The 12,146-nt window shown below is 62.3% G+C and carries 12 protein-coding genes and 1 riboswitch; of the genes, 10 read left to right on the forward strand and 2 right to left on the reverse strand.

Annotated features, from left to right (window positions below):
• Window positions 1-26 precede the first annotated feature (26 nt).
• From AC0Z5Z_RS14020 to AC0Z5Z_RS14035, 4 genes are all read left to right on the forward strand, one after another.
• Window positions 27-1,100 (forward strand): AI-2E family transporter, encoded by a 1,074-nt coding sequence (locus AC0Z5Z_RS14020; RefSeq protein ID WP_130887144.1) that lies wholly within the window; start codon window positions 27-29, stop codon window positions 1,098-1,100.
• A 206-nt stretch (window positions 1,101-1,306) separates the two neighbouring features.
• A complete protein-coding gene (gene hda, locus AC0Z5Z_RS14025; protein ID WP_007919828.1) occupies window positions 1,307-2,011 on the forward strand; it encodes a DnaA regulatory inactivator Hda in 705 nt (234 codons plus the stop codon).
• A 191-nt stretch (window positions 2,012-2,202) separates the two neighbouring features.
• Window positions 2,203-2,820, forward strand: coding sequence for a C40 family peptidase (locus tag AC0Z5Z_RS14030; protein WP_016773699.1), 618 nt, complete (start codon window positions 2,203-2,205; stop codon window positions 2,818-2,820).
• Between the two features lie 215 nt (window positions 2,821-3,035).
• Window positions 3,036-3,572 (forward strand): C40 family peptidase, encoded by a 537-nt coding sequence (locus tag AC0Z5Z_RS14035; protein ID WP_041479547.1) that lies wholly within the window; start codon window positions 3,036-3,038, stop codon window positions 3,570-3,572.
• Window positions 3,573-3,698: 126 nt separating this feature from the next.
• Here AC0Z5Z_RS14035 and AC0Z5Z_RS14040 read toward each other — a convergent pair whose 3' ends face one another.
• Complete coding sequence (locus AC0Z5Z_RS14040) at window positions 3,699-5,012, reverse strand: PQQ-dependent sugar dehydrogenase (RefSeq protein ID WP_252879674.1); 1,314 nt, start codon at window positions 5,010-5,012, stop codon at window positions 3,699-3,701.
• 66 nt (window positions 5,013-5,078) lie between these two features.
• Window positions 5,079-5,663, reverse strand: coding sequence for a hypothetical protein (locus AC0Z5Z_RS14045; RefSeq protein ID WP_073472682.1), 585 nt, complete (start codon window positions 5,661-5,663; stop codon window positions 5,079-5,081).
• Window positions 5,664-5,825: 162 nt separating this feature from the next.
• A riboswitch (cobalamin riboswitch) is annotated at window positions 5,826-6,055 on the forward strand.
• Window positions 6,056-6,137: 82 nt separating this feature from the next.
• Between AC0Z5Z_RS14045 and cobO the strand changes: the two genes are divergently transcribed.
• Genes cobO through AC0Z5Z_RS14075 form a run of 6 tightly spaced genes read left to right on the forward strand, consistent with a single transcriptional unit; the run spans window position 6,138 to window position 12,131 of the window.
• Entirely contained in the window at window positions 6,138-6,749 is a 612-nt protein-coding gene (gene cobO, locus AC0Z5Z_RS14050) for a cob(I)yrinic acid a,c-diamide adenosyltransferase (RefSeq protein ID WP_150636720.1), read from the forward strand.
• A complete protein-coding gene (locus AC0Z5Z_RS14055; RefSeq protein WP_095180759.1) occupies window positions 6,746-8,146 on the forward strand; it encodes a cobyrinic acid a,c-diamide synthase CobB in 1,401 nt (466 codons plus the stop codon). Before cobO ends, AC0Z5Z_RS14055 begins: the two co-directional genes overlap by 4 nt.
• On the forward strand, window positions 8,143-8,793 hold the full coding sequence (bluB, locus tag AC0Z5Z_RS14060) for a 5,6-dimethylbenzimidazole synthase (RefSeq protein WP_024012169.1): 651 nt from the start codon (window positions 8,143-8,145) through the stop codon (window positions 8,791-8,793). Before AC0Z5Z_RS14055 ends, bluB begins: the two co-directional genes overlap by 4 nt.
• Complete coding sequence (cbiB, locus tag AC0Z5Z_RS14065) at window positions 8,790-9,698, forward strand: adenosylcobinamide-phosphate synthase CbiB (RefSeq protein WP_056783933.1); 909 nt, start codon at window positions 8,790-8,792, stop codon at window positions 9,696-9,698. Before bluB ends, cbiB begins: the two co-directional genes overlap by 4 nt.
• The gene (cobD, locus tag AC0Z5Z_RS14070; protein WP_041479542.1) at window positions 9,691-10,683 is read left to right on the forward strand and encodes a threonine-phosphate decarboxylase CobD; all 993 of its coding nucleotides are present in this window, start codon (window positions 9,691-9,693) and stop codon (window positions 10,681-10,683) included. The genes cbiB and cobD overlap by 8 nt, the downstream gene beginning before the upstream one ends.
• Window positions 10,680-12,131 (forward strand): cobyric acid synthase, encoded by a 1,452-nt coding sequence (locus AC0Z5Z_RS14075; protein WP_485611222.1) that lies wholly within the window; start codon window positions 10,680-10,682, stop codon window positions 12,129-12,131. The genes cobD and AC0Z5Z_RS14075 overlap by 4 nt, the downstream gene beginning before the upstream one ends.
• The last annotated feature ends 15 nt before the right edge of the window (window positions 12,132-12,146 follow it).

Consider the following 12,146-nt stretch of genomic DNA (forward strand, 5'->3'; position numbering starts at 1 on the left):
TTATATAGAAGCATCAGGAGTGGTAAATGGCCGATACGCGGCGTTGGTTCTGGCTCGGTGGGGTAGTCCTGCTTTGCGCGTTTGTATGGTTGCTGCATCCGATCCTCACGCCGTTTCTGGTCGCGTTGTTGCTGGCTTATCTGTTCGATCCGCTGGTGGATCGTCTGGAGCGGCTCGGGCTGTCGCGAACCTGGGGCGTGATCGCCGTGTTTGCCTTGTTCACGCTGATCGTCACCGCGTTGCTGCTGGTGCTGGTGCCGATGCTCGCCAAGCAGTTGCTGCGTCTGTACGAGCTGGCGCCGCAGATGCTCGACTGGTTGCAGCACACCGCTGTGCCGTGGGCGCAAGCGAAACTGGGGCTGTCGGACGGCTTCTGGAAGTTCGATAAAGTCAAAGCTGCGATCAGCGAGCACATGGGCCAGACCACCGACATCGTCGGCGTGGTGCTGAGTCAGGCGACGGCCTCGAGCCTGGCGCTGATCGGCTGGTTGGCGAATCTGGTGCTGATTCCGGTGGTGAGCTTCTATCTGTTGCGCGACTGGGACGTGATGATGGGCAAGATCCGCAGCCTGTTGCCCCGTGATCGCGAAGAGCGCGTGGTTTCGCTGGCGGGTGAGTGCCACGAAGTGCTCGGCGCGTTTGTGCGCGGGCAGTTGCTGGTGATGGTTGCGCTGGGCGTAATCTACGCCGCCGGCCTGATGATCGTCGGTCTGGAGCTGGGGCTGTTGATCGGCTTGATTGCCGGGCTCGCGGCGATCGTGCCGTACATGGGTTTCGTCATCGGCATCGGCGCGGCGTTGATCGCCGGATTGTTCCAGTTCGGGGGCGATCTGTACCCGATGGTCGGGATCGTCGCAGTGTTCATGGTCGGTCAGGCGCTGGAAGGCATGGTGCTGACGCCGCTGCTGGTCGGGGATCGGATAGGTCTGCACCCGGTGGCGGTGATCTTCGCGATCCTCGCGGGTGGCGAGCTGTTCGGTTTTACCGGCGTGCTGCTGGCGTTGCCAGTGGCGGCGGTGATCATGGTGCTGGTGCGTCATGTCCACGACTTGTATAAGGATTCCGGGATCTACAGCGGCGTTGACGAACCTGAGTTGTGATGGCGCGGGCCGCCCGGCGCTTGGCCGGGCTGCCGCGTTTCGTTCGAGCGAGGGCGCCAGAGAATCTGTCATCAAACCGCTGCGTCAACGCAAACCTTTGATTTTGCTTGGGGTCTGTCGCATTGTGCGCTCAGCCTCACGGGTATAAACTTCGCCAACTTTACACAGAGGCCACTAACGGTTCCTTTGAGAACTGTTCAGTCAGCATGAAACCGATTCAGCTGCCCCTAGGTGTGCGTCTGCGTGACGACGCCACCTTCATCAACTACTACCCAGGCGCCAATGCCGCTGCACTCGGCTATGTCGAGCGTCTCTGCGAAGCCGACGCCGGGTGGACGGAGAGCCTGATCTACCTGTGGGGCAAACACGGCGTCGGGCGCACGCATCTGTTGCAGGCCGCGTGCCTGCGCTTCGAGCAGATGGGCGAACCGGCGGTATATCTGCCGCTGGCCGAGTTGATGGATCGCGGCGTGGAAATCCTCGACAACCTTGAGCAGTACGAACTGGTCTGCCTGGATGACTTGCAGGTGATTGCCGGCAAGGCCGACTGGGAAGAGGCGATGTTTCATCTGTTCAATCGTCTGCGTGACAGCGGCCGGCGCCTGCTGATCGCCGCGTCCACTTCGCCGCGCGAATTGCCAGTGAAGCTGGCCGACCTGAAATCGCGCCTGACCCTGGCGCTGATCTTCCAGATGCGCCCGCTCTCCGATGAAGACAAATTGCGTGCGTTGCAATTGCGCGCATCCCGTCGCGGTCTGCACCTGACCGATGAAGTCGGGCACTTCATTCTCACTCGCGGCACACGCAGCATGAGCGCGCTGTTCGATCTTCTCGAGCAGCTTGATCAGGCGTCCCTGCAAGCGCAACGCAAGCTGACCATTCCCTTCCTCAAGGAAACTCTTGGCTGGTAGTAGTGGGCTTTTGCCAGCTTTCAGGCGCCAGAAAACCCGCGTCCCTGCGCCGATTCACCGGCCAGACGAGTTACGCGCTTAGATGTAAACGCGAAACCGGGAAGTCACATAAAGTTCGATTGAATTTGCAAATGAGGACGATAGCGGGCATAGTCTCGGCTTCTTTACAACTATCAGCCACGGTCGTGCCCATGCTAAAGCGCTTCGCACCCCTCGTGCCTCTCGCACTCGTTACCCTGTTATTCGGTTGTGCTGCTCATTCTCCGGTTCAAGAGCCGCCGCAACAGGTCAAGAATTCTGCTACCGCCCAGTCTTCCGTTATTTACCAGGAAGAGCTGGACACCGAAAAAGAACTCAACCAGTTCAACGGCAGCAAGCCTTATCAGCTTCCTGTACTGGCTGACAGCATCCTCGAACGCGGTATGTCCCTGATCGGTACTCGTTACCGCTTCGGCGGTACCTCTGAAGCCGGCTTCGATTGCAGCGGTTTCATCGGTTACCTGTTCCGCGAAGAGGCGGGCATGAACCTGCCGCGCTCCACTCGCGAAATGATCAACGTTGATGCGCCCCTGGTTTCGCGCAGCAACCTTGAGCCGGGTGATCTGCTGTTCTTCGCCACCAATGGTCGTCGCGGTCGTGTCAGTCACGCCGGCATCTACCTGGGTGACAACCAGTTCATTCACTCCAGCAGTCGTCGCAGCGGCGGTGTTCGCATCGACAGCCTGGGTGACAGCTACTGGAGCAAGACCTTCATCGAAGCCAAGCGTGCACTCGCCATGGCGCCGACCGTGGTCACCGCTCGCAAGTAACCTGCATGTCGCTGCGTTCGCGGCGACAAAACGGCACGGCAACGGAGTAGACCTAAACTTTACAAGGTGAAGTTAAAGTCTTACTTGAAGTTTGCCGCGTAGCCGCTAGAATCCTGAATCTATATTGATGGCAAACCGCCTGCGTGATGACGCAGGCAGTTTTGTTTCTGTCCATTCGGCAGAGAAAGCCGCAGCCAGATCAGGATGTTCTGCTTATGACGATGTCGGCCCGCCTCACCTTGATCCTTTGCGCCGCGCTGCTCAGCGCCTGCGCCAGCCGTACACCGCCGCCAGCCCCTGTGGTTCGCGCGCCGATCGTGTTCGCTCCCTCCCAGGCTTTTTCCCCCGTTGCTGAAGACGTGCTGTTCCGTGCCCTCGGCCTGGTCGGTACGCCGTATCGCTGGGGCGGCAACACGCCAGATTCGGGCTTTGATTGCAGTGGTCTGATCGGGTTTGTCTACCGCGACGCGGCGGGAATTTCGCTGCCACGCTCGACCCGCGAAATGATCGTCATGCAGGCGCCGAATGTCGGCAAGGAAGGCTTGCAGACCGGCGACCTGATTTTCTTCGCCACCAATGGCGGCTCGCAGGTCAGTCATGCGGGGATTTACGTCGGCGAGGGGCGCTTCGTGCATGCGCCGGCCACGGGCGGCACGGTCAAGCTCGATAGCCTGTCGAAGGCGTATTGGCAGAAGGCGTATCTGAGCGCCAAGCGGGTGTTGCAGCCGGGGCAGCTGGCGCATAACCCCTAGTGCGTATGCATAACTAAATGTGGGAGCGAGCCTGCTCGCGAAGGCGGAGTGTCAGTCGACAATGATTTGACTGATACACCGCTTCGCGAGCAGGCTCGCTCCCACTTTTTTTGCGTTGCGCTTAGCTTAATTGCTGGCCGAAACGCGCCAAATTTTGTTCCCGACATCATCCGCCACCAGCAAGCTACCTTGCTGATCGATGACCACGCCAACTGGGCGGCCCAGCGCGTTCTCGTCCTTGTCGAGGAAGCCGGTCAGCACATCCACCGGCTGCCCGGTCGGTTTGCCACCACTGAACGGCACGAAAATCACTTTGTAGCCACTGTGCGGTTTGCGGTTCCACGAGCCGTGCTGGCCAATGAATGCGCCTTCCTTGAATTGCGCCGGCAAGCGGTTGCCCTCGGCGAAGGTCAGGCCCAGCGAAGCGGTGTGCGGACCGACCGCGTAATCCGGAGCGATGGCCTTGGCCACCAGATCAGGATTCTGCGGTTTGACCCGCACATCGACGTGCTGGCCGTAGTAGCTGAACGGCCAGCCATAGAAGCCGCCGTCCTTGACCGAGGTGATGTAGTCCGGCACCAGATCGCTGCCGATTTCGTCACGCTCGTTGACTGCTGTCCACAATGCGCCGCTGGTAGGTTCCCAGGCGAGGCCGTTGGGGTTGCGAATGCCCGAAGCGAAGATCCGGTGATTGCCGGTCGCACGATCCACTTCCCAGATCGCCGCGCGGCCTTCTTCCTGATCCAGGCCGTTTTCGCCGACGTTACTATTCGAGCCGACGGTGACGTAGAGCTTGTTGCCGTCCTTGCTGGCGATGACGTTTTTGGTCCAGTGGTGATTCAGCGTGCCGCCGGGCAAGTCGACGACTTTGATCGGTTGGGTCTTGATCTCGGTGGCGCCCGGCTCGTAGTTGAAGCGCAGCAGGCGGTCGGTGTCGGCCACATACAAATCATTGCCGACGAGCGTCATGCCAAACGGCGAGTTGAGGTTCTGCAGGAACACCGTGCGGGTTTCTGCGACGCCGTCGTGGTCGGCATCACGCAGCAGGGTGATGCGGTTCGGGCTGGGCACGCCGGCGCCGGCCTTGCCCATGACTTTCTTCATCACCCAGCCACGAATGCCTTTGCTGTCATCGGGCTTGGGCGGCGCATTGGTCTCCGCCACCAGCACATCGCCGTTGGGCAGCACGTAGAGCCAGCGCGGGTGATCAAGACCTTCGGCAAACGCGGCGACCTGGGTGCCGGCCGCTGCGGTCGGTTTCGCGCCGTCCGGCCAGCCCACCGCCGGGGCGATGTTGACTGTCGGGATCAGCGTCTTGTTCGGTTCGGGCAGTTTCGGCGACGGGCCGGTGCCGTCGGAGACTTGCAGGCTGGAGGTTTCACCGCAGGCGGCGAGCCCGCCAGCGACGGCGATGATAAGAGCGAGTTGGGCCTTGCGCATTGCTGATCTTCCCTATGAATGCATTCCTAAACATAGAGGAGGGCGCAGGCCCGATGGTTCAACTGCTCAACCGCGGGCTTCCTTGAACAGCACGGCGATGCCCGGATGATAGTTGCCCGCGTCGCTGTGCAATTTGCGATAGGCGTAGGGGAAATACCAGGCCACGGCGCAGGTGTGTTCCTTTTGCAGGTCGTCGACCATGTCCTGCAATTCTTCGGGGCTGGCGCTGTGCTGAGGTTTTTGCGGAGCAACAAAGAGGCAGCCGAGCTTGAGATCGCTGGCGTAGCTGATGCGCTTGGCATCAACGGTGATGTCGAGCAGGGCCTGGGTCAGGTTGAGGTTGTTGACCCGTGGCCAGCGTTGCGTGGCCTGAATGAACGCGCGGTCTTCGGCGCCGGCAATCAGCAGGTCGGCGCGAGCATTGCGTTCGCCTTCTTCGTTCTGTTTGCGCGTGGCCGTGTCGTTCAGCGTGACCATTTCAGCCATCCACGCCGCTGCCGCGAGCAGGCCGAGATTGGCTTTCTCGTCGTGCCAGTACGGCGTGTCGTTGTCGCCGCGTACAGTGTTGTAGCGATCGATACAGTCAAACCAGCGTTCCAGCACCGGGCGCAGAAATTCCAGGCGCGGGTTGCTGATGATCATGCCTTGCATCGTCGTCATCCTTATTGTTGTAATGGGCTTTTCGGGAAAAGCATGGCTCTTTGATATCACTTGTCGCAGTCTGGCACAAGATTGCCGCTGCACAATGGATCAGCGGCAGTTATTCGCGCGCAAAGCGCCTCTTCAATTGACGCTCCACCCCCAACCCTCTAACCTTCGCCGCTTGTTTCAGGTGCTCTGTGGCCCCGCGTCGACAGAGTGAAACAGGGAAGCCGGTGAGGGTGGTCTTCAAGCGAAGCCACGACGATCCCGGCGCTGCCCCCGCAACGGTAAATGAGTGAAAACTGCGCCTTGAGCCACTGCCTCGAAAGAAGCGGGAAGGCGCGCAGTCCGGCGAAACGCCGCTCATGAGCCCGGAGACCGGCCTGATCCATCTCAGCGGCATCACGGTGGGCGATGCCAGGCTTTTTGCCGTCTATTCTTGTTCCTGCCCGCCGTTATCCAGCCTCAACGGAGAGCTCCCCCATGACTGATTCCCCCGAGCGTGACGAACGCCATCTGGCGCGCATGCAGCGCAAGAAAGCCGTGATCGACGAACGCATTGCCAGCTCGCCCGACGAATGTGGCCTGGTGCTGGTGCTGACCGGCAATGGCAAAGGCAAGAGCAGCTCGGCGTTCGGCATGCTCGCCCGCGCGATGGGCCACGGCATGCAGTGCGGCGTTGTGCAGTTCATCAAGGGCCGCAACAGCACCGGCGAAGAATTGTTTTTCCGCCGCTTCCCCGAGCAGGTGCGTTTCCACGTCATGGGCGAAGGCTTCACCTGGGAAACCCAGGATCGTCAGCGCGACATCGCCGCTGCGACCGCCGCTTGGGAAGTCTCGCGTGAATTGTTGCGCGACCCTTCGATCGGTCTGGTGGTGCTCGATGAATTGAACATCGCCCTCAAGCACGGCTACCTCGATCTCGATCAGGTGCTCAGCGATTTGCAAGCGCGCCCGCCGATGCAGCACGTGGTGGTCACCGGTCGCGGCGCCAAGCCGGAAATGATCGAGATGGGCGACACGGTTACCGAGATGGGCATGCTCAAGCACGCCTTTCAGGCCGGGATCAAAGCGCAGAAAGGCGTCGAACTTTGAAGCAACCACGTCACTGCCCGGCGGTGTTGATCGCCGCGCCGGCCTCCGGTCAGGGCAAGACCACCGTCACCGCCGCACTCGCCCGTTTGCATCGCAATCAGGGGCGCAAGGTGCGCGTATTCAAATGCGGCCCGGACTTTCTCGATCCGATGATCCTCGAGCGCGCCAGCGGTGCGCCGGTGTATCAACTGGACATGTGGATGGTCGGCGAGCAGGAAAGTCGCCGGCTGTTGTGGGAAGCCGCCGCCGAGGCTGACCTGATTCTGATCGAGGGCGTGATGGGCCTGTTCGACGGCACGCCATCCAGCGCTGATCTGGCGCGCCACTTCGGTGTGCCGGTGCTCGGCGTGATCGACGGCACCGCCATGGCGCAGACCTTTGGCGCCTTGGCGCTGGGCCTGGCCAAGTATCAGCCGGACTTGCCGTTCGCTGGCGTGCTGGCCAACCGCGTCGGCACCTTGCGCCATGCGCAATTGCTCGAAGGCAGCCTCACCGAAGGTCTGCGCTGGTACGGTGCGCTGTCCCGCGAAACCGGTATCGAATTGCCGAGCCGCCACCTCGGCCTGGTTCAGGCCAGCGAATTGAATGATCTGGATCTGCGCCTCGACGCGGCCGCCGATGCGCTGGCCAGCAGTTGCGAGGTCGCGCTGCCACCCGCCGTAGAATTCGCCGCGCCTGAGATCATCGCCGCCGAGCCTCTATTAAAAGGTGTGCGCATCGCCGTTGCCCGCGATGAAGCCTTTGCCTTCACCTATGGCGCCAGTCTCGATCTGCTGCGGGCGATGGGCGCCGAATTGCGCTTCTTCTCGCCGATCCGCGACACGCAATTGCCCGAGGCGGACAGCCTGTATCTGCCGGGCGGCTATCCAGAGTTGCATCACGTCGCGCTGGCGCAAAACGCCTCGATGCTGGCGGCGATCCGCGCGCACCATGCGGCGGGCAAGCCGTTGCTCGCCGAGTGTGGCGGCATGCTTTATCTGCTTGATTCGCTGACCGACGTGGAAGGCACCCGTGCTGAGCTGGTCGGTTTGCTCAAGGGCGAGGCGGTGATGCAGAAGCGTCTGGCGGCGCTGGCGTTGCAGGCGGTTGAATTGCCGGAAGGGGAGTTGCGTGGGCATACCTATCATCATTCCCTGACCACCACAGAGCTGACGCCGATTGCCCGTGGGCTGAGTCCCAATGGCGGGCGCGGCGCTGAGGCGGTTTATCGCGAGGGGCGGATGACGGCGTCGTACGTGCACTTTTATTTCCCATCGAATCCGACTGCGATTGCGGCATTGTTTGCGCCAGACAGTGAGGCCGGCTTCGCGAGCAAGCTCGCTCCCACAGTGAATGGTGAGCTTCCTGAAGAAATGCGATCTCCTGTGGGAGCTGGCTTGCCAGCGATGGGGCCATGACCGACAACACATTCTCCGAAGCCGAACGCGCAGCGGTCTACAAGGCCATCGCCGAGCGCCGCGACATGCGCCACTTCACCGGCGGCAGCGTCGAGCCGCAGTTGCTGCGTCGTCTGCTTGAAGCCGCTCATCAAGCGCCGAGCGTCGGCCTGATGCAGCCCTGGCGCTTCATTCGTATCAGCGATCGTGCTCTGCGCGGGCAGATCCGCGATCTGGTGGAAGAAGAGCGCATCCGCACCGCCGAAGCCCTTGGCGAGCGCAGCGATGAGTTCATGCAACTCAAGGTCGAAGGCATCAACGATTGCGCCGAAGTGTTGGTCGCAGCGCTGATGGACGATCGCGAAAAACACATCTTCGGTCGGCGCACGTTGCCGGAAATGGACATGGCCTCGCTGTCCTGCGCGATCCAGAATCTGTGGCTGGCCTCCCGCGCCGAAGGCCTGGGCATGGGCTGGGTTTCGTTGTTCGAACCGCAAGCCTTGGCGGATTTGCTCAAGTTGCCGGCCGGTGCCAAGCCGCTGGCGGTGTTGTGTCTCGGCCCGGTCAAGGAATTCTATCCGGCGCCGATGCTGGTACTTGAAGGCTGGGCGCAGGCGCGGCCGCTCAACGAGTTGCTGTACGAAAATTATTGGGGAGTGAGTCAATGAGTGTGGCGTTGCTGAGTGTCGCCGCAGTAGCGCTGGATGCGCTGCTTGGTGAACCGAAACGCTGGCATCCGCTGGTGGCGTTCGGCAATTTTGCCGGGCGCATCGAGCAACGCTTCAACGCCGGCGGCCGTGGCTGGCGCAGCCATGGTGTGACCGCGTGGGTGCTCGCGGTGCTGCCGCTGACTCTGCTCGCCACCGCATTTTCCTGGGCGCCCTATGTGGGCTGGATTGTCGAGATTCTCGCGCTGTATTGCGCCCTCGGCATGCGCAGCCTCGGCGAACATGTCGCGCCGGTCGCGGCTGCGTTGCGCGCCGATGATCTGGACGAGGCGCGCAAGCGTGTCGGTTATCTGGTCAGCCGCCAGACCGATGAACTCGACAGCACTGCCGTGGCCCGTGCCGCCACTGAATCGGTGCTGGAGAACGGCAGCGATGCGGTGTTCGCTGCGCTGTTCTGGTTTGCCGTCGCCGGCGCGCCGGGCGTGGTCCTGTATCGCTTGAGCAATACCCTTGATGCGATGTGGGGTTATCGCAACGAACGCTTTGAACGTTTCGGCTGGGCGGCGGCGAAAATCGACGACGTGTTGAACTACATTCCTGCGCGTCTGGTGGCGTTGACCTACGCGCTACTGGGCAAGACCCGCCTCGCGCTGAAGTGCTGGCGCACCCAAGCGCCGCAGTGGGACAGCCCTAACGCCGGCCCGGTGATGGCGGCCGGTGCCGGTGCGCTCGGCGTCGAGTTGGGTGGACCGGCGATCTATCACGGCGAACTGCATGAGCGCCCACAACTGGGCGAAGGTGCGCCGGCGGATGCCGATTCCATTGACCGTGGCTGGCAATTGGTCCAGCGCGGCGTATGGTTATGGCTGCTGATGCTTTGCCTGGGGGCGGAATTTTATGCTTGAGCACGGTGGCCGGTTGCGCAAGGCTGCACTCGATTACGGGATTGCCGAAGCCGACTGGCTCGACCTGTCCAGCGGCCTCGCGCCGTGGCCGTTCCCGATCCCGGAGATCCCGCTGCGCGCCTGGGCGCGCTTGCCGGAAACCGACGACGGTCTGGAACAGGCCGCCTGCGATTACTACGGCGCCGCGCAGGTGTTGCCGGTGGCCGGCTCGCAAATGGCCATCCAGTTGCTGCCGCGTCTGCGCCGGGCCGGCAAGGTCGGCGTGTTGTCGCCGTGCTATGCCGAGCATGCCGAAGCCTGGCGGCGCAGCGGTTACATCGTCCGTGAAGTGCTCGAGCAGGAAGTCGAGTTCTTTCTCGACAGCCTCGATGTATTGGTGGTGGTCAATCCGAACAATCCGACCGGCCTCAGCCTGACCCCGGCACGCCTGCTCGACTGGCATGCGCGGCTGGCGCAACGCGGCGGCTGGCTGGTGGTCGACGAAGCGTTTATGGACAACACGCCGCAACTGAGCCTGGCGCCCTATGCGCATCAGGTCGGGCTGGTGGTGTTGCGTTCGTTCGGCAAGTTTTTCGGTCTGGCCGGGGTGCGCCTCGGTTTCGTTCTGGCCGAGCGCAAGTTGCTCAAACTGCTCGCCGAACAGGTCGGGCCGTGGGCGGTGAGCGGGCCGACGCGGGTACTCGGTACGGCGTGCCTGCAAGACACCGAGGGTCACACCCGTCAGCGGATTCGCAGCGATGAAGCGAGCGAACGGCTGGTGGCCCTGCTGACCCGTTGCGGTTTTGCACCGCAGGGTGGCTGCGCGCTGTTTCAGTGGCTGATCACCGAGCACGCCGAAGCGCTGCACGAATTCCTCGCCCGGCGCGGCATCCTCCTGCGCCTGTTCAGCCACAACAGCAGTGTGCGTTTCGGCCTGCCAGCGGATGCCGCGCAAGCGCTGCGTCTCGAACAGGCTTTGCAAGCATTCGCCAAGGACCACCCATGACCACTCTGATGGTGCAAGGCACCACATCTGATGCCGGCAAAAGCACTTTGGTGACGGCGTTGTGCCGCTGGGCCACCCGCCAGGGCGTGGCGGTGGTGCCGTTCAAGCCGCAGAACATGGCGCTCAACAGCGCAGTGACCGCTGACGGCGGCGAGATCGGCCGCGCGCAGGCAGTGCAGGCGCAAGCGGCCTTTCTCGAACCCCACACCGACATGAACCCGGTGCTGCTCAAACCCAACAGCGACACCGGCGCGCAAGTCATCATTCATGGCCGCGCGGTGACGACGATGAACGCCGTTGCCTATCACGATTACAAGGCCATCGCGATGCAAGCGGTGCTCGCCTCGCACGAGCGACTCAGCGCTGCGTACTCGTTGGTAATGGTCGAAGGCGCCGGTTCGCCGGCGGAGATCAATCTGCGCGCCGGCGACATTGCCAACATGGGCTTTGCCGAGGCGGTGGATTGCCCGGTTTTGCTGATCGCCGACATCAATCGCGGCGGCGTGTTTGCGCATTTGGTCGGCACGCTGGAATTGCTCTCGCCGAGCGAACAGGCGAGGGTCAAAGGCTTCATCATCAACCGCTTTCGCGGCGATATCGCCTTGTTGCAACCGGGCCTCGACTGGCTGGAGCAGCGCACCGGCAAACCGGTGGTCGGCGTGTTGCCCTACGTGATGGACCTGCACCTTGAGGCCGAGGACGGCATCGACCAACGCCAGGCCGACAAGGCCGAGCAGGTATTGAAAGTGGTGGTGCCGGTGCTGCCGCGCATCAGCAATCACACCGACTTCGACCCGCTGCGTCTGCATCCGCAGGTGGATCTGCAATTTGTCGGCCCGGGCCAGGCGATTCCCGCCGCCGACCTGATCATCCTGCCGGGCTCGAAAAGCGTGCGCAGTGATCTGGCTTATCTGCGCGCCAACGGCTGGGACGCTGCGATCAATCGGCATCTGCGCTACGGCGGCAAGGTGCTGGGGATTTGCGGCGGTCTGCAGATGCTCGGTGAGCAAGTACACGATCCGCTTGGGCTGGAAGGCGCTGCCGGCTCCAGCGCCGGTCTGGGGCTGCTAGCGTTCGAAACGCAACTCGAAGCCGAGAAGCAATTGCGCAACGTGCGCGGGCGGCTGGCGTTGGAAAGCGCCGCAGTCAGCGGTTACGAAATACATGCTGGCGTAACCAGCGGGCCGGCGCTGGAGAACCCGGCGGTACATTTGGACGACGGTCGTTGCGATGGTGCGCAAAGTGCTGATGGTCAGGTGTTCGGCACCTATCTGCATGGCTTGTTCGAATCCCCCGAGGCGAGCGCGGCGTTGCTGCGCTGGGCCGGGCTGAGTGATGTACAAGAGGTCGATTACCACGGCTTGCGCGAACGCGATATCGAACGGCTGGCAGATCTGGTGGAGAAGCATCTGGATACCGGGCTGTTGCGTCAGCTCTGCGGGATTTGAGTTGTCTGGACTGGC

The organism is Pseudomonas sp. 1L-E-NC-VB-C3 (assembly GCF_057291535.1).

Coding starts and splice junctions, on each gene's coding strand:
- AC0Z5Z_RS14020 (WP_130887144.1), top strand. CDS start 27: ATGGCCGATACGCGGCGTTGGTTCTGGCTCGGTGGGGTAGTCCTGCTT.
- hda (WP_007919828.1), top strand. CDS start 1,307: ATGAAACCGATTCAGCTGCCCCTAGGTGTGCGTCTGCGTGACGACGCC.
- AC0Z5Z_RS14030 (WP_016773699.1), top strand. CDS start 2,203: ATGCTAAAGCGCTTCGCACCCCTCGTGCCTCTCGCACTCGTTACCCTG.
- AC0Z5Z_RS14035 (WP_041479547.1), top strand. CDS start 3,036: ATGACGATGTCGGCCCGCCTCACCTTGATCCTTTGCGCCGCGCTGCTC.
- AC0Z5Z_RS14040 (WP_252879674.1), bottom strand. CDS start 5,012: ATGCGCAAGGCCCAACTCGCTCTTATCATCGCCGTCGCTGGCGGGCTC.
- AC0Z5Z_RS14045 (WP_073472682.1), bottom strand. CDS start 5,663: ATGCAAGGCATGATCATCAGCAACCCGCGCCTGGAATTTCTGCGCCCG.
- cobO (WP_150636720.1), top strand. CDS start 6,138: ATGACTGATTCCCCCGAGCGTGACGAACGCCATCTGGCGCGCATGCAG.
- bluB (WP_024012169.1), top strand. CDS start 8,143: ATGACCGACAACACATTCTCCGAAGCCGAACGCGCAGCGGTCTACAAG.
- cbiB (WP_056783933.1), top strand. CDS start 8,790: ATGAGTGTGGCGTTGCTGAGTGTCGCCGCAGTAGCGCTGGATGCGCTG.
- cobD (WP_041479542.1), top strand. CDS start 9,691: ATGCTTGAGCACGGTGGCCGGTTGCGCAAGGCTGCACTCGATTACGGG.
- AC0Z5Z_RS14075 (WP_485611222.1), top strand. CDS start 10,680: ATGACCACTCTGATGGTGCAAGGCACCACATCTGATGCCGGCAAAAGC.